Here is a 16,671-nt window from a genome sequence, read left to right on the forward strand (position 1 = left end):
CTCCCGGGACGTCGGCCCCTAGACGGGAGGCATCGGTCCGTTCAGGCTGTATGTGTGGGAAAAGGTGCCACGGCGGTACCGCCGATCGACGCGCGCCGACACGACGCGGTGATCTTCGATATGGACGGGGTGGTCACCGATAGCGCGTCGATACATGCCGCGGCGTGGACGGAATTGTTCGATTCCTTCCTGAACCAACGCCCCGCGGGTGCCGGGCAGGACCGCTCACCGTTCACCGAGGACGACTATCTACGATACGTGGACGGCAAACCGCGTTATCGGGGCGTTGCGGATTTTCTGGCCGCACGAGGGATCGCACTGCCTTGGGGGAGACCGTCCGATTCGGACAGTGCTGAGACGGTATGCGGGCTGGGCAACCGAAAGGATCACCTTTTCCTGGAGCGAGTCGCGCGCGAGGGGGTAAAGGTATTCGAATCGACCGTCACGCTGGTGCGGCGGCTCGGCGAGGCGGGCATCCGTACGGGGGTGTTCTCAGCCAGCCGTCACTGTGCGGAGGTGCTCACGGCTGCCGGTGTCGCCGACTTGTTCACCGTGCGGGTGGACGGTATCGATGCCGAGAGGCTGGGCTTGCCGGGTAAGCCCGATCCGTCGATGCTGCTCGAGGCAGCCCGGCGGCTGGGTGCCGAACCGGATCGAACGGTGGTCGTGGAGGACGCCGAGGCGGGGGTGGCGGCCGGACGTAGCGGTGGGTTCGCACTGATCATCGGAGTCGACCGGCACGCGGGCACCGATCGTCTGCTGGCGCAGGGGGCGGACATCGTTGTAGGCGACCTGGAGCAGGTGCGATTGTGTGGCGGCTTCCGGCGAATCTCGGAGCTACCCGACGCCATGGAGTGCTGGTCGCGCATCGTGGATCTGCTCGGCACCGAAAAGCGGGCTGTCCTACTGGATTTCGATGGCACGGTGGCCGAGATCGTCGCCGATCCCGCCGACGCCGAACCTATCGACGGCGTGGCGACAGTGCTGACAACGCTTGCTATCCGATGCCCGGTCGCGGTCATCAGCGGACGCGATCTGACCGATCTGCGCGACCGCGTCGGTGTCGATGGCATCTGGTATGCGGGTAGCCACGGCTTCGAACTGATGGCCCCGGACGGTACCCGGCACGTCCACGACGCCGTGCCGGGAGCCGAGCGTGCACTCGCCGAGGCCGCGCGCGAACTAGGGCAGAGGTTGGACGACATCGCGGGAGTGCTGGTCGAGCACAAGCGCTTCGCGGTCGCGGTTCATCATCGCAATGTCGCGGTAGAGGATGTCGGACGGGTGGTTGCCGCGGTACACCAGGCCGGACATGCGGCCGGCTTACGTGTCACGCACGGCCGTCGCGTCACCGAATTGCGACCGGATGTCGACTGGGACAAGGGCACCGCGCTGCGGTGGATTCTCGACCATCTAACCGCCCCGGTACTGCCGATCTATCTCGGGGACGATCTGACCGACGAAGACGCCTTCGATGCCGTCGAAGCCGACGGCATCGCCATCGTGGTGCGTGCCGAAGAGTCCGGCGACAGGCACACCGCTGCCCGCTTCTCGGTCGCCGGGCCACGGCAGGTTCACGCTTTCCTCGAGCGGCTGGCGGAATTGTCGCGCACCGAATCGGGTGCCATCGTGCCGGAGTCGTGGATGCTCATCTTCGATGGGTACGACCCCGCCCAGGAGAAGCTTCGCGAGGCGTTGTGCACTGTCGGAAACGGCTACTTCGCCACCCGCGGTGCGGCGCCGGAAAGTGTGGCGGGGGCGGTCCATTATCCGGGTACTTATGTGGCCGGGGTGTACAACCGGCTCTCCGACGAGATCGCTGGGCACGTCATCGACAACGAGAGTCTGGTGAATCTGCCGAACTGGCTTCCGGTGACCTTCCAGATCGGCGGCGGAGAGTGGTTCGACGTCGATGCCGCCGAACTGGTTTCCTACCAGCAGCAATTGGATCTGCGCTGCGGCGAACTCGTGCGGCTGTTCCGTTTCCGCGATGTCTCGGGGCGGATCACTACGATGTCGCAACGCCGTTTCATCGCCATGCACCGCCCGCACCTGGGCGCGTTGGAAGCGACGATCACCGCCGAGAATTGGTCGGGTACTCTGCGACTCCGGTCGGCGATCGACGGAAGGGTGCGCAATCACCTGGTGGAGCGCTACAGCGCCCTGTCGGGCACGCACCTGACCGCCGAGCACGCGACAGCCCTGTCCGACGATTCGGTGCTGCTCGCGGTGCGGACCAACACCTCCGGCAGATCAGTGGCTATCGCGACGCGCAGCACCCTGCGGCGCGGCCGGGAACCGGTCGACCCGCCGCGGGAGTTGATCGATCGAGATGGTCTGATCGGCCACGAGTGCGCCGTCGACATCACAGCCGGAGGGTCGGTGACCCTGGAGAAGATTGTCGCCGTGTTCACCGGACGTGACAACGCGGCAGCGGGTCCAGAGGAAGAGGCCGCCCGGACGATCGCCGTCGCCGGCGGGTACGCGGACCTGTTCGAAGGTCACGCCGTGGCGTGGGAGCATCTATGGGCGCGGCTGCGCATCGACCTGGATGGAGCGCAGGACGCGACGCGGCTCGTGCGCCTGCACCTACTGCATCTGACGCAGACACTGTCGCCGAATACCACGGATCTCGATGTGGGTGTACCCGCGCGCGGCTTGCACGGTGAGGCCTATCGCGGTCACGTGTTCTGGGACGAGTTGTTCGTCTTCCCGGTGCTGAATCCGCGTTTCCCCACCTTGACCCGAGCACTGCTGCGGTACCGCTATCGACGGTTGCCCGAGGCGCGCCGGGCGGCCGCGGCAGTGGGACTGGCCGGGGCGATGTTTCCGTGGCAGTCCGGCAGCGACGGCCGTGAAGAGAGCCAGAGAATGCACCTGAATCCGCTGTCGGGACGGTGGAAGCCCGATCCCAGCCACCGTGCGCACCACATCGGGGTCGCCATCGCCTACAACGTCTGGCAGTACTACCAGGCTACCGGCGACCTCGAGTTCCTCGTCGAAGGCGGCGCGGAACTGCTGGTGGATATCGCCCGTTTCTGGTCGAGCCTGGCCGGCTACGACGCCGAGCGCGACCGCTACACCATCCGTGGCGTCATCGGTCCCGACGAGTTCCATTCCGGTTACCCGGACGCGCCTGACGCCGGGATCGACAACAACGCGTACACCAATGTGATGGCGGCCTGGGTGATTCGGCGTGCGATCGACACGCTGGATCTGCTGGCCCCGCGCGAACGAACGGAATTGCTGGAGACGCTGTCGGTGCGGCCGTCGGACACGGAGCACTGGCGAGATGTGGCCCGGCGAATGTATGTCCCGTTCCACGACGGAGTCATCAGCCAGTTCGAGGGCTACGAGCGACTGGCCGAACTCGATTGGGACCGCTACCGCAGCCGTTACGGCAACATTCAGCGGCTGGACCGGATACTCGAGGCCGAAGGCGACGACGTCAACCGTTATCGGGCCGCCAAACAGGCCGATGTGCTGATGCTGTTCTATCTGCTGTCGGCCGACGAACTCCGGGAATTGCTCGGTCACCTCGGTTACGAGCTGCCCGGCGAGATGATCCCGCGGACCATCGACTACTACCTGTCACGCACCTCGCACGGCTCCACGCTCAGCGCGCTGGTGCATTCGTGGGTGCTGGCGCGGGCCAACCGTGATCGTGCCGTGGAGTTCTTCGACCTCGTGCTCGGCTCCGACGTAGCCGACATCCAGGGTGGCACCACCGCGGAGGGAATTCACATCGCCGCGATGGCCGGCAGCGTCGATCTGCTGCAACGCTGCTTCACCGGAATGGAACTGCGCCACGACCGCCTTGTGTTCTGCCCTTACTGGCCGGAAACTCTGGGCGCGTTGTCGTTTCCGATGATCTATCGCGGCCACCGGCTGACCGTGCGGGTCAGCGGGCAGGGCATCGAGATCAGCTCGGATCCTGGCGCGTCGGCGCCGATCGAGATCACCTGCCGGGATCAGACCGCACGCCTGAAGCCGGGGGAGACGATCCGGCTGGTGAACTCGATACCCTAGATCCGCGGGCTGGACCGTTGGTGCGCAGCGGTGCGAGTCAGTTTGCCGACCTTGCGATGATCACGGGCGCTTTCGCACCGTGTAGCACCGCTTGACTGACCGAACCGAGGGTCATGCCGGCGAAGCCGCCGCGCCCGTGACTGCCGACGACGATCAGCTGCGCGTTCTCGCCCTCGCCGAGCAGTCGCTTGGCGGAGCGATCTTCGACCACGATCCGCCGCACCCGTACCTCTGGATACTTCTCGCCGTAGCCGGCCAGGCTCTGCGACACCAGTTCCTCGGCTTCGTTCTGCATTTCCGCGCGCGAGATGTATCGGAAGAACTCCGACCAGGTGTGCACCGCGACCAGCTCGGCGCCGCGGTGGGCGGCCTCGTCGAAGGCGACCTCGACGGCACGGGCACTGCACGCCGAGCCGTCGACGCCGACCACCACCGGGCCTTCCGCATGCTCGCCGTCGGCCGGGATCACCGCGACCGGGCATGCGGCGTGCCGGGCCAGCGCCGTGCTCACCGAGCCGAGGATGCTGCGGCTGAAGGCGCCAAGCCCGTGGGTGCCGACGACGAGCAGCCGCGCGGACTTGGATCGGTCGCGCAGCACCGGGATCGGCGGCGCCTCGACGAGATCGGCAGTGATGTCGAGCTCGCCGATCGATGAGGCCGCCGCCACGGCGTTCTTGCGCGCGATCTCCAGAGCCGTCCGTCCCTCCTGCCGGTAGCTGTCGTGGTCGATTTGGGGAATGGCGATGCCGGGACCGTAGTCGATCGGCGTGCTGATCGCGTAGACGATGTTCAGCGGTGCGCGTCGGCGGGCCGCGTCGGCGGCAGCCCAGCGGACCGCGGCCAGTGAGGTCGCAGAGCCGTCGGAACCGACGAGAATCGGCGGATTGATGCTGGACATGTGATTTTCGCTTTCTTCTAAGCCCCGTGGGCGACCATGACCGGGCAATGGGCATGTTGGACAGGGAAAATGCTGGTAGACCCGAGCAACAGGCCGCGGAACCCGCCGCGGCCCCGGCTACCGACCACGAGCAATTGCGCGGACTTCGACCACGCGGTGAGCAGAGTGCGTGGCCGGGCGATGGAGCCCTTGTGAGTGACCCGGACCTCGGGATATTTCTCCTGCCAACCGGCGAGTTGCTCGGTGAGCGTGCGTTGTGCGGCGGTCTCCAGCTCCCGGACCGGAAGGAGTTCGATGGCGCCGGCTTCCGAATGCGGAGTGAAGCCGGCGGCATGTACCGCGACGAGCGAACTGCCACGAATGTCGGCCTCGATGAACGCCGCGCCCGCCGCGGCTTCGGCGGCGGGGCTACCGTCGAAGCCGACGACGACGGGTCCGTCGGCGCGGGTGCGTTGCTCGCTTCCGGTGTCGTGGACGACCACGATGTCGCCGTGGCCGTGGGCGGTCACCGCCAACACCGTCGAGCCCAGGTGGGCGCGCCTGCCGCCGTGTCCGACGCCGAGCGTCACCAGGTGCGCGGAGGCCGATCGTTCGATGAGCACGGTGGCCGGATGAGCGGGCGACAGTTCGGTGTCGACGCGCAGTTCGGGGTCGACGCGGCGGGCCGGCCGCGCTGTGCGAACCAATCGGGCGGCGCCTTCTTCCCGCAGTTTCTGGGCGACCGCGGGCAACACCAGGTCGTACAGGCCGAAAACAGCCTGGGTAGTAGCCAGGTCGAGGCCGTGCACGATCAGAAGCCTGCGTCCGCGCTGGGCGGCCGTCTCGGCGGCCAACCGCACGGCCAGATCGGAGGCTTCGGAACCGTCGATCCGACGACTACGGCAGCGGATGCCAGGTGGTGCGGGCTGTCGAGGAGACTGGCGGACATACGTGGTGCCCCTTCGAAAGTCGATGCTTGCGTACTCGAAGAGTAGGGACCGGTGAGTTCGAACACGGCTGGCGTTGGTCCCGAATGCTGAGGTCCTTCGGCAGCATGCCGGTTTCCCTCCGGCGGCATGGCTGGATGTGGCGGCGTCTCCGGATCCTGGGCGGTTCGTGGCCGACGCTCTCGGCTGCGACCGGAACGGACGGCTATGAGCATCCGGAGGATGGTCATGGGGCCAGCGGTGTGCCGAGCGCAACACGTATTCGCGACGGTGTGCCGTCAGGTGTGGTGGGTCATTCGGTCGAGTTCGGTGTGAGCAATCCGGCCCGCCCACACCCGAGCGCGGTCCAGCTCGCCCGGTATGAGCGGGCCGGTCGTATCGTCGACAAGAAAGTCCACCGGCTGATCGGCGAGGGAGTAGCCCAATCGGCACAGTCGTTTCCCGATACCGCGTGCGGCCGAGCCCGGCAGCCAGGGCGGTTTGGCCACTTTGGTGCCGAAGGCCAACGCGCGGTGGCCCGGCGATACCGGCAGTGCGTCCGCGAGCCATTCCCGTACGCCGATGTCGGTCGCGATCGGTGCATCGGTGAGCTTGGCGGCGTCGCGGCGCGTCTGGGAGCGGCTGAGCCCGAAGGCGTGGGTGGGGCCGCCGACCACGAGCAGGTTCAGCGTCGGCCCACACACTTCTGCCGCCGCCACCACATTCACGACTTCGACCTCGGCATGCTCACGCAATCCCTGTGCGATGGCCTCGGCGATCGCCGCGGTATTGCCGAACATCGATTCGTAGATAATTCGCGCGCGCATGACGAATCTCTCCTCTGCGCCGTGCCGGGTAAGGATTCCGACGGTAGGGCGGCAGAGAGCGGCCGGAACAGAGTCGAACCGACCCTTGCCATGGGACCTTCGCCCTGTGCTGGGGGTGCCTCTCGTTTGCGAGTCCCATTCCGGCCGACTTTCTGGCATTGGGTAGACGATGCTGGAACTCCCGGGATTGGGACAGTTCAAGGGCTACCAGCGGCCGTGGCTGCGGGCGGATCTGCTCGCGGGTGTCACCGTGACCGCCTACCTCGTCCCGCAAGTCATGGCCTATGCGACCACCGCGGGGCTGCCGCCTGTGGCCGGCCTGTGGGCGGCCGCCACGGCGACCGCGTGGAGGCGAACACCGAACTGGCTGCCCTCGGCGCGACCAACCTCACGGCCGGGCTGCTGCACGGATTCCCGGTGAACTGTTCGGGCAGCAGGACCACCATCGCCGACGCCATGGGCGCTCGCACCCAGCTGTATTCACTCGTCACACTCGCCGGTGTGCTGGCCGTGCTTCCGGGGGCACGCGGCATCCTCGCGGCTTTTCCGTCCGCGGCGTTGGGTGCGCTGGTCGTCTACGCGGCGCTGCGGCGAGGATCGCCCGCACCCACGACGCGATCCTGGGCTTCGTCTCCGGGGTGGTGGGAATGCACGACATCGATGACTATCCCACCGCGAAACCCGTTTCAGGGCTGGTGATCTACCGATACGACGTGCCATTGTGTTTCGCCAATGCGGAGGACTTCCGCCGCCGAGCGCTGGCGGCGGTGGGTTCGAGCGCCGAACGCGGGGAAACGCTGGTGCGCTGGTTCGTGCTCAACGCCGAGGACAACGTGGAGGTCGACTTGACCGCATTGGACGCCGTGGAACAACTCAGGGCCGAACTATCGGGCAAGGGGATCGTCTTCGCCATGGCGCGGGTCGAACATGACCTGCGCGAAGCCCTGGACGCTTCCGGCCTGACATCGAGAATCGGCGAGCGGCACCTGTATCCGACACTATCGACCGCGGTGGCAGCCTTCTGCGAGGACCGGAACACGGGGTCCGACGGCCCCTCGGGTGGATGACCTTTGTCTCTGCCGATGCCTCGTTCGACGCGCGATCCTCGAAGCTGACGGCACCCGTCGTCGGAAGAGGTGAAACGGCGATGTCCGAAAGCGTGATCATTCCGCTGGACGGATGGTGGACTCGACTGCTCCGTTTGTGGTCGCTACAACCGTGTAGTTCGAACGAGCTGATGCGCACGTCCGACCGCATCGAATCAGCGATCCGCGTGATCGCCACGATCGCGGTGCTGATCGCGGTGCCTGTCGCGGGCGCCCTCGCTACGGACGCGTATGCCGACACCTCCGCCGAAATCCGCAGCGAAGGCACGACGAAATCCCTGGTTCACGCCGTGATCACCGACCAGCCCGTCCGAACCGCGGCGCATCGTTACGAAGCCCGAGCGCGATGGGACGAGTCCGGCCATACGGGCGATGCTGTCGTGCCGGTCCGGGAGAAGACCCAGCTGGGCGATCGTGTCGAGCTGTGGCTCGACGCCGGGGGCACTCCCACCGCGCGACCACGCCACCCGGACACCGCCGTCGTGGCCGGGATCGGCGTGGGTGTTTCCGTCCTGGTGGGCGTCTGGCTGTGCGGATGGTGCCTGGCGAACGGTGTCGCCCTGGTGTTGGCGCGGCAGCGTAGCGCGCGATGGGAGCGCGAGTGGCGACAGATGTGTCGTCCGGCAAGAGAGGAAAGGCAATGATGTACTGGTACGGGAGCGGGCCACAGTGGTGGATGTTCGTTCTCATGATCTTGTTCGTCGTCCCGCTGTGGATCGCGGTGGCGATCGCGCTCGTAGCCGTGCGCAGACCTGAGCGCGCGCAGGCACCCCGATTCAGCGGCCCGGCGCGCTTGTCACCGGAAGCGCTGCTCGCCGAACGGTTCGCCAGCGGCGATCTCGACGAATCCGGATACCTGCGACGCCTCGCGGTGCTGCATCCCGCTCCCGCGACCCCGGCCGAAGACACCGACCCGCGTACGCGGCAGTGAATGCAGTCTGGAAGGAAGTTGGCATGTCCACCGAAAAGGCTTCGCGCCTCGCACCACCGAACTCGTCGATCCTGGCCGCGGTGGACGGATCGGCCTGTTCGTATCAAGCGGTAGCGTGGGCGGCCGCCGAAGCAGCCCTGCATCGTTGCGCGCTGCACATCATCACCTCCATGGCTATACCCACCGGTTTCGGGCCGGGCATCTCGATGGGGGAGGCCGACCTGGAGTGGATGCGCAGGGACGGCGAACGCATCCTCACCGAGGCTGCGCGGGTGGCGCGCACAGCTTCGCCGGGCGACGAGCCCGCGATCACCACCGAGGTGAGCTTCGAACTGGTCATCCCGCTACTCATCGAGCGTTCCGCGCAGGCGCGGATGCTTGTGGTCGGTAGCCGCGGGCTCGGCGCGTTCCAGCGGGGCCTGCTCGGTTCGGTGAGTACCGCGACCACCCACCACGCGCACTGCCCGGTCGCGGTGATCCACGGAATCTCGGCGATCGACGCCGTGTCAGCCCGTCAGCCGGTGCTCGTCGGCGTCGACGGCACCGCCAACAGCGTGCCCGCCGTCGAGCTCGCGTTCGAGGAGGCGTCGCGGCGGAAAGTGGACCTGGTGGCGCTGCACGCATGGAGCGACACGAGCGGTCTGGACGTGCCGGTCCGAGGATGGGACGGCGCCCGCGAATCGGCGGAGGCGGTGCTGGCCGAGAATCTCGCGGGCTGGAGCGAACGCTATCCGGATGTCGCCGTGCGGCGCGTCGTCACCGCGGATCGACCGGCACGGTCCCTGCTGGAAGAGTCGGCGAATACGCAACTGGTGGTAGTGGGCACGCACGGTCGAGGCGGATTCGTGAGCGCGGTGCTGGGGTCGACCAGCAATGCGCTGCTGCACTCGATAGACGTGCCGATGATCGTCGTCCGTTCGAGGTGACGGCGGGACCGACCATCGCCGACCATGTCACATCCGCCGCCGCGAGAAGCACTGACCTGATTACCTCCGGAGCCGATTCGTCGGCTCGGCCCTGCGCAATTCCGTGATGACGGTTTCGACCGCGTGTGGAACGGCGGCGGCGACCGGCTCCGACAAGCCGACACCCAGATCGAGGCATGCCGCGTCCACGGCGATGACGACGATCCGGCCGGGGACACGGCCGAGTGCGCGGCCCAGGGGTAGCGCGTCCTGGATTCCCAGTGTGTGGGAGGACGACGCGGTGCCGGCCTGCTGGAGCAGATCGAAGTCGCTGCGGCGGACCCGGCCGGGAATCGATGGCTCGCAGCGCACCGCGTCGATCACCACGGCAAGGTCCATACCGGCCCAGATATCGACAACGGTGGTGGGTTCACCGTCTGACAGGGAGACCAGAACTCCCGGAATGCCGAGTTGTTCGATCTGGAGGGCGACGGCCGAACCGACTCCGTCGTCACTGCGGTAGTCGTTTCCGACGCCGATGACCACGGCCCAGGGCTCGGTCACCGGCGCACCACGTCGACGTCGAGGAAGTGCGCCGAGCAGGAGATACACGGATCGTAGTTTCGGATCGCGCGCTCGCACAGCGCGGCGAGCGCGGCATCGTCGAGCTCGAGATTCTCCGAGACCACGCGCCGCAGGTCGTCCTCCATAACGGCTTGGTTCTGGGAAGTCGGCGGAATGATCGTGGCCGAGCGGACTATGCCGTTATCATCGACCTCGTAGCGGTGGTAGAGCAGCCCGCGGGGCGCTTCGCTCACACCGTGGCCGGTCCCCGCGCGGGGCGTTAGGGGTATCGCGGCACGGGAGGGCCGTTCGTAGCCGGCGATGAGGCTCAGCGCCTCCTCGATGGCATAGAGAACTTCGACCACGCGGACCAGGATGCTGCGGAACGGGTTACGACATTCGGTGCCGAGCCCGATCTCGGCCGCGACTTGTCGGGCACTCGGTGACAGCTGGTGATAGTTCAGCGTGTATCGGGCCAGCGGCCCGGTCAAGTAGCGTTCGCCGTCGAGCATCGCGTGCAAGGCCGTGGAGTGCGGTACCTGGTATTCGCGCACGTGATCGGGAAATTCGGCTGCAGAGAACCGCAGCCCGGTGCTGGTGTGCACAGCACCTGTGTCGACGGCGTATCGGTACGGTTCGGTCGCGGCGAGAAGTTCGTACTCGAGTTCCAGCTCGGGAAAGTCGAATCCAGCCGCAAAGCGTGCGGTGTTCACCGCGCAATCCCGTGCGCGGCTGAGCGATTCGATCACAGGGGCGAAATCGGTGGGTTCGGGAACGGAGTAGAAGCCGCCGAGACGGATATTGACCGGATGGATGGCTCGGCCGCCGAGGAGTTCGAGTAGCGCGTTGCCCGCCTTCTTCATCGCCAACCCTTGTTCGACAAGTCCGCGGTGGTCGGCGGCGAGCGCGATAGCGTTCGGGTAGCCGAGGAAGTCCGGAAGGTGCAGCATGTGGATATGCAGGGAGTGACTGGAAATCCATTCCCCGCAATACAACAGCCTGCGCAGTTCGGCCAGTGGCCGTTCCAACTCCACACCGCAGAGTTGTTCGAGGGCGTTGCATGCGCTGGTTTGGTAGGCCACCGGGCAGATCCCGCAGATTCGAGAGGTGATATCGGGCGGTTCGGTGTAGGCGCGGCCACGCAGGAATGCCTCGAAGAATCGCGGCGGCTCGTAAATATTCAGTTCCGCGGTTTCGACGTGCCCATCCGCGACGACGATACGCAGCGCGCCCTCGCCTTCGACGCGAGCCAGCGAGCCGACTTTCAGCTGCCTACGGTGACTCATCGCGGCTCCTGTTCGCGAAGTCCGGCGCGGCGGCGGCATAGGTGGCGAAAACGCGGTCGATGTCATCGGTGTCCATGCCGTTGACACGCAGGATGGGAAGCAGCGCATGGATGTTGGGATTCGCCATAGGACCGAAACAACCGAAGCACCCACGGTGATATGCCGGGCAGAGGGCCCCGCATCCTGCCTGTGTGACGGGTCCCAGGCAGGGGATTCCCTCGGCGACCATCACACAAGTGGTGCCGCGGCGTTTGCACTCGGTGCAGACGCTGGTGTTGGGGATGTCGGGTGCGCGGCCGGCGAGGAACGCGCACAGGGTGTCGAGCAGTTGCCGCCGGTCGATCGGGCAGCCACGCAGCTCGAAGTCCACCGGTACGTGCGCCGAAATCGGGGTGGAGGTGCTCAAGGTGGCGATGTATTCCGGGCTGGCGTACACCACCGAGGTGAACTCGGCGACGTCGGCGAAATTGCGCAGCGCCTGGATACCACCGTGGGTGGCGCATGCCCCGATCGCCACCAGAATCTTGGATTGCTCGCGGATCCGGATGATCCGGCGCAGCTCTTCTTCGGTGGTGATCGAGCCCTCGACCAGGGAGACATCGTAGGGGCCGGGCTCCATAGCGCTGGAAGCTTCCGCGAAGTGGGCGATGCGGACCCGGCCCGCGAGTGCGAGCAGCTCGTCCTCGCAGTCGAGCAAGGTGAGCTGGCAACCGTCGCAAGACGTGAACTTCCATACCGCGAGTGTCGGTGTCTTCGTCATAGTTCTCGTACCGCCAGTAGTGGTTCGGCCGCCGCGTAGTCGACGACGGGTCCGTCTCGGCACAGCAGCAGCGGGCCGAGCTGGCAGTGACCACAGCGCGCGACGCCGCACTGCATGTTGCGCTCCAACGACACTTGGATATCGGTGGCCGGAATTCCCTTGCGCAGCAGGCCCTGTGCGCAGAAACGCATCATCGGTTCCGGCCCGCAGAGGAAGGCGGTGGTGTTGCCGGGCTCCACGGTCAGGTGGGCCAGTGGCTCGGTGACGAAGCCGATTCGGCCGTCCCAGCCCGGTGCGGGGTGGTCGACGGTCTGATGCAGTTCGATCGAACCCGCGGTTGTCCACCGCTCTTGGTCGTGGCGGAACAGTATGTCCGCAGGGGTGCGGGCTCCGCTGATCAGCACGATCCGCTGGTAGTCGTCGCGGGCCGCGAGGGCGGCGAGCACCGCTGAGCGCAGCGGCGCCAGTCCGACCCCTCCGCCCACGATGACGAGATCTCCTCCGACTGCCGACGCCAGATCCCATTCGGTGCCGAACGGCCCACGGACACCGATCAGGCCGCCGATATCGGTGTCGTGCAGCGCCGCGCTGACCGCGCCGACCGCGCGGATGGTGTGCTCGAGAATGCTGTCACCGGCGGCGGGATCACCGCTGATCGAGATCGCTACCTCGCCCACGCCGAAGCTGTAGAGCATCATGAACTGCCCGGCCCGAAACCGTTGCGCCGCATCCCGTACCGGTTGCAAGCGTAGTGTCACGGTGTCGGAGGTCTGCGGCGTACGGCCGACGACCCGGTAGGGCAGCATCGTGTCACCGGACGGAGCCGTGCGCGGCTGCGTGTCTACGCTCATCGGTCACCTTGCCCGGCCGTGATGCGGGGCAGACCCGCGGTGCACAATTCGGCGGGGTTGCGGTAGAGGTCGAGCAGCCGGGCCCGGGTGGCCTGCAGTCGTTCCAATAGCGCTTCGAACAGCATCAAAGTCAGGGCGTGGCCGAATCGCGGGTCCTGGTCGGCGAGTTCGGCCAGGGTTCGGGCGCCGAACTCGATGGCCTCGACCGGTTCGGCTGTCACCGCGCCGAAATGCCACCGGTAGGGCGGTACCAGCCATGACCATCCGAGTAGATCGCCGCCACTGAGGGTCTGAAGGACGACGGCACCGCGACCTGGCACCTGCGCGTCCAGCAGTATCCGGCCGCGGCGGATCAGCCAGCATCGGTCGGCCGGCCGGCCTTCCGCGATCAACTGGACCCCGGCGGGGAAGGCCACGTCACGCCCGGCGCCGGCCAGCGTGTGCAACTCTTCTCGGCTCAGTGCCGCCAGCCGCCCGAACGCGGACAATTCGTCACCCGTTGGCACGGTCGGTCTCCTCGGCCAGTTCGGCCAGTTCGGCCAGCCGGGCGACCTCGGCGGTCAGGTCGATCTCGGCGGGGCACCAGGCGATGCACCGCCCGCAGCCAACGCATCCCGAGCTGCCGAATTGGTCGTACCAGGTGCTGAGTTTGTGGCTGATCCACTGCCGGTAGCGGCTCTCACCGGATTGCCGCACGCTGCCGCCGTGCAGGTAGGAGAAGTCCAGTTCGAAGCACGACGACCAGTGCTCCCAGCGCTCGGCATGGTCGCCGGTGAGGTCGGTGACCTCCTCGGTGCTGGTGCAGAAACAAGTGGGGCACACCATGGTGCAATTTCCGCAGGTGAAGCAGCGGCTGGCAACGTCCTGCCAGTGCGAGGACTCCCGGGAGTCGTGCAGCAGTGCGCGGATGTCGACCTCGGGCATCTCACGGCCCATCCGATCGGCTGCCGCCGACACCGCTGCCCTGGCGTTCGTGACCTCCTCCGCGTCCGCCGGACGCGCGGTGAGTTCGGCCAGGATCTCCTCGCCGTCTTCGCTGCCCACGTCGACCAGGAATCGGTGTCCCTGAGCATCGATGCGCTCGGTGAGCGCGAGGTCGTATCCGGCCGAGACGCCGGGGCCGGTACCCATCGACGCGCAGAAACACACGCCGCCCGGTTCCGTGCAGTTCGCGGCGACGACGAAGAGATCTTTCCGCCGGGCGGTGAACGAAGCGTCAGGGTGGGCGCCACCGCCGAGCACTTGCCCTAGGATCGCGATCGAGGTGAGGTCGCAACCGCGGACGCCGAGAAACGCGGAGCGGACCGGCGTGTCCTCGACGGGTTCCATCTCGAGATCCGGTCCGAGCTGGGCTATCTTGCGACGTGGTGGATGCAGGAACTGCTTCCAGGATCCTGGACCGGCTGAATGCGCGAATACCGCCTCGTCGTCGCGGCGATGCAGCCGATACCGGCCCGGCGCGGTCTCCACGCCCCATCCGGCAGGCAGCCGCCTACCACCGTCCAGTTCGTCCAGAACGATCGCGCCATCGCGCACCTGCGGACCGATGACGCGGTATCCGCGCTCACGCAGCACATCCACTAGACGATCCAGCCCAGCGCGGTCGATTACCACGGCGTCGTCAGGCATTGTCGAGGCCTCTGTTCGGTCGGGTCCAGCCGTCCGCTTCCGAGTCTGAGTCTGGTGAACGACGAGACCGGCCGCGAGGGACCAAGGTCCCGAATCGCGGTGGCCGACGGCATCGTGCCTGACAGGGACGTCGCTCTCCAGGCGCGGCCGATGCGGACTTTCGGCCCTGCCCTCGGGGACGATCAGCCGCATTCAAGCCGCGGCACGGCTCATACCGTTGAGTCGGCGCTCGGCTGAGCGCCAAGCGATCACAGGCTCGGGAGGCTTTCATGACAGAGCAGCGATTCGGCGACCCTCATCACCTCTCGACGGCGAAGGTGATCGTCGGCGTGGACGGTTCGGCGGGTCGTGGACCGCCCTACGGTGGGCAGCGCTGTTCGCGGCCGAACGCGAACGTGAACTCGAGATCCTGCACGGCATGGATCTGGTGGGGGCCGGCTGGGTGCTGGGCGACTACGAGGTCGTGGTTCCATCGGTCGTCGATGCCATCCGCGAACAAGGGCGAGACGTAGTCACCCGGGCCGAACGTGTGGTCCGTTCAGTCGCGCCCGAGTTGTCTATCTCGGTTCGCGTGACCACCGACACCGGCAAGCGACTGTTGATCGAGCACAGCGCCGAGGCGTACGCGGTCGTGATCGGAGCGACCCCCGCCGCCGGGACATTCGCGCACCTCGGCTCGACGCTGCTGGCCGTGACCGCCCACGCGCAGGGCACGGTGGTCATCGTGCGCAGCGATCCCGACGCCGGCGGCGCGATTCGCACGTCGGGCCCGGTGGTGGTCGGCGTGGACGGCAGCCCGGGCGGTGACGCGGCGATCGCGGCTGCCTTCACCGAAGCGGCCGAACGCGGTGTCGAGCTCGTCGCCGTTCATGTCTGGAGCGATTGGGATTCCGGCCGGTTCGCCGGTCACATCAACCTGTTCGAGGCCGAACTCGACAATGTCGAGCGGGCGATCCTCGCCGAGCGCATCGCGGGCTGGCAGGAGAAATTCCCGGGTGTTCGCGTCACCCGCAAGGTCGAGGTGTCCGCGCCGGGTCCCCACCTGCTGGACTGGTCGAAGATCGCGCAGTTGTTGGTCGTAGGCAGTCGTGGGCGCGGCGGATTCGCGGGCATGCTGCTCGGCTCCACCGCCAACACACTGGTGCAGCACGCTTCCTGCCCGGTCATGGTGGTCCACACCGCACGATGACCCAGACCGAGCCAGCGGACAGCGTCACCGATACGTGCGCGGTGGCGGGTGGTCGCCCCCGTCCGCGTCGACGCAATCGAACACCACGGTGGCAACGCCGGCTCGGGGCGAGTTTCGGTAGCGACCGTTCGATGGCGTGGCCGAGGGCGACCCATCCTCGGTCACGCCGCCGTTCGCTGGCGCCCGCGCCGAGGTTACCGATCCGGCTTCGATCGGCGGGGGCGGGGATCCGCACCATCTGTGACACCGCTCAGCAGTGCTTCGAGCTTCCATCGCCGGATGCCGATCTGTGGCGCATCGAGGTGACAGATCCTCACGCATTCTCGGTGGTGGGCAGGTTGGCGGCGCAGACCGCTTCTACGAATTCACCGACGGTGTTCTCGGTCAAATGGCGGGCCAGATCGGCTTCGGTGATGATGCCGACCAGCACGCTGTTGTCGGTGATCGGAAGCCGCCGGATCCGCTGCTGCCGCATGAGCGTCAGCGCGTCGTCCACCTCGGTGTCGATCTCGACGGTGTGCAGCCGTTCGGCGCCCTGTGCCAATTCTCCGGCGGTAGTGGTCTTCGGATTTGCACCGACACCGACGACCTTCACGACGATATCGCGATCGGTGACAATGCCGACGGGATGACCTTCGCCGTCGCAGATCGGCAGCGCGCCGATATCGAGCTGGCGCATCCGCTGGGCGGCTGTTGCGATGGTCTCTCGAACACTGATGTGTTGTACGTCGGGCCGCATGATGGTCTGCACGGTAGTCATGGGGATCTCCTTTTACTCCGGGCGGCGTGCT

16 protein-coding genes and 1 pseudogene are annotated in these 16,671 nt (G+C 66.9%); 7 read left to right on the top strand and 10 right to left on the bottom strand.

Annotated elements, in window-relative coordinates:
- Positions 1–54 precede the first annotated feature (54 nt).
- The gene (gene otsB, locus M8859_RS31165; RefSeq protein ID WP_308221243.1) at positions 55–4,029 is read left to right on the top strand and encodes a trehalose-phosphatase; all 3,975 of its coding nucleotides are present in this window, start codon (positions 55–57) and stop codon (positions 4,027–4,029) included.
- 37 nt (positions 4,030–4,066) lie between these two features.
- On the opposite strand, the gene M8859_RS31170 is transcribed toward otsB, so the two are convergent.
- The 3 genes from M8859_RS31170 to M8859_RS31180 all read right to left on the bottom strand — a co-directional run bounded on the left by M8859_RS31170 (position 4,067) and on the right by M8859_RS31180 (position 6,659).
- Positions 4,067–4,927: a universal stress protein gene (locus M8859_RS31170; RefSeq protein WP_195071779.1), complete on the bottom strand. Its 861-nt coding sequence runs from the start codon at positions 4,925–4,927 to the stop codon at positions 4,067–4,069.
- A gap of 17 nt (positions 4,928–4,944) precedes the next feature.
- Positions 4,945–5,766 carry a universal stress protein gene (locus tag M8859_RS31175; protein WP_249645346.1) on the bottom strand — a complete coding sequence of 274 codons (822 nt, stop codon included), beginning with the start codon at positions 5,764–5,766 and terminating at the stop codon, positions 4,945–4,947.
- A gap of 365 nt (positions 5,767–6,131) precedes the next feature.
- On the bottom strand, positions 6,132–6,659 hold the full coding sequence (locus M8859_RS31180) for a flavodoxin domain-containing protein (RefSeq protein ID WP_195071780.1): 528 nt from the start codon (positions 6,657–6,659) through the stop codon (positions 6,132–6,134).
- 169 nt (positions 6,660–6,828) lie between these two features.
- Between M8859_RS31180 and M8859_RS31185 the strand changes: the two genes are divergently transcribed.
- From M8859_RS31185 to M8859_RS31205, 5 genes and pseudogenes are all read left to right on the top strand, one after another.
- Entirely contained in the window at positions 6,829–7,080 is a 252-nt protein-coding gene (locus tag M8859_RS31185) for a SulP family inorganic anion transporter (protein ID WP_223515816.1), read from the top strand.
- Positions 6,975–7,726 (top strand): annotated as a pseudogene (locus M8859_RS31190) (SulP family inorganic anion transporter); the annotation flags it as partial. The gene M8859_RS31185 and the pseudogene M8859_RS31190, both read left to right, overlap by 106 nt.
- 80 nt (positions 7,727–7,806) lie before the next feature.
- On the top strand, positions 7,807–8,409 hold the full coding sequence (locus M8859_RS31195; RefSeq protein ID WP_249645347.1) for an Rv1733c family protein: 603 nt from the start codon (positions 7,807–7,809) through the stop codon (positions 8,407–8,409).
- Positions 8,406–8,696, top strand: a complete 291-nt coding sequence (locus tag M8859_RS31200) for an SHOCT domain-containing protein (protein ID WP_195071782.1) — start codon at positions 8,406–8,408, stop codon at positions 8,694–8,696. The genes M8859_RS31195 and M8859_RS31200 overlap by 4 nt, the downstream gene beginning before the upstream one ends.
- A 23-nt stretch (positions 8,697–8,719) precedes the next feature.
- Positions 8,720–9,622 carry a universal stress protein gene (locus tag M8859_RS31205; protein WP_195071783.1) on the top strand — a complete coding sequence of 301 codons (903 nt, stop codon included), beginning with the start codon at positions 8,720–8,722 and terminating at the stop codon, positions 9,620–9,622.
- Between the two features lie 60 nt (positions 9,623–9,682).
- Here M8859_RS31205 and M8859_RS31210 read toward each other — a convergent pair whose 3' ends face one another.
- From M8859_RS31210 to M8859_RS31235, 6 genes are read right to left on the bottom strand one after another with little or no spacing between them, the layout of a single operon-like run.
- Positions 9,683–10,165 (bottom strand): hydrogenase maturation protease, encoded by a 483-nt coding sequence (locus M8859_RS31210; protein ID WP_223515828.1) that lies wholly within the window; start codon positions 10,163–10,165, stop codon positions 9,683–9,685.
- The gene (locus M8859_RS31215) at positions 10,162–11,451 is read right to left on the bottom strand and encodes a Ni/Fe hydrogenase subunit alpha (protein ID WP_195071784.1); all 1,290 of its coding nucleotides are present in this window, start codon (positions 11,449–11,451) and stop codon (positions 10,162–10,164) included. The genes M8859_RS31210 and M8859_RS31215 overlap by 4 nt, the downstream gene beginning before the upstream one ends.
- On the bottom strand, positions 11,438–12,211 hold the full coding sequence (locus M8859_RS31220; RefSeq protein WP_249645348.1) for an NADH-quinone oxidoreductase subunit B family protein: 774 nt from the start codon (positions 12,209–12,211) through the stop codon (positions 11,438–11,440). Before M8859_RS31220 ends, M8859_RS31215 begins: the two co-directional genes overlap by 14 nt.
- Positions 12,208–13,062: an FAD/NAD(P)-binding protein gene (locus M8859_RS31225; RefSeq protein ID WP_195071786.1), complete on the bottom strand. Its 855-nt coding sequence runs from the start codon at positions 13,060–13,062 to the stop codon at positions 12,208–12,210. Before M8859_RS31225 ends, M8859_RS31220 begins: the two co-directional genes overlap by 4 nt.
- Positions 13,059–13,568 (bottom strand): Crp/Fnr family transcriptional regulator, encoded by a 510-nt coding sequence (locus M8859_RS31230; RefSeq protein WP_249645349.1) that lies wholly within the window; start codon positions 13,566–13,568, stop codon positions 13,059–13,061. The genes M8859_RS31225 and M8859_RS31230 overlap by 4 nt, the downstream gene beginning before the upstream one ends.
- Positions 13,555–14,691 (bottom strand): 4Fe-4S dicluster domain-containing protein, encoded by a 1,137-nt coding sequence (locus M8859_RS31235; RefSeq protein ID WP_195071787.1) that lies wholly within the window; start codon positions 14,689–14,691, stop codon positions 13,555–13,557. The genes M8859_RS31230 and M8859_RS31235 overlap by 14 nt, the downstream gene beginning before the upstream one ends.
- A 418-nt stretch (positions 14,692–15,109) precedes the next feature.
- Between M8859_RS31235 and M8859_RS31240 the strand changes: the two genes are divergently transcribed.
- Positions 15,110–15,880 (top strand): universal stress protein, encoded by a 771-nt coding sequence (locus tag M8859_RS31240; protein ID WP_249645350.1) that lies wholly within the window; start codon positions 15,110–15,112, stop codon positions 15,878–15,880.
- A gap of 313 nt (positions 15,881–16,193) precedes the next feature.
- Here M8859_RS31240 and M8859_RS31245 read toward each other — a convergent pair whose 3' ends face one another.
- Positions 16,194–16,640 (bottom strand): CBS domain-containing protein, encoded by a 447-nt coding sequence (locus M8859_RS31245; protein ID WP_195071789.1) that lies wholly within the window; start codon positions 16,638–16,640, stop codon positions 16,194–16,196.
- Between the last annotated feature and the right edge of the window lie 31 nt (positions 16,641–16,671).

Source organism: Nocardia sputi, assembly GCF_023501985.1.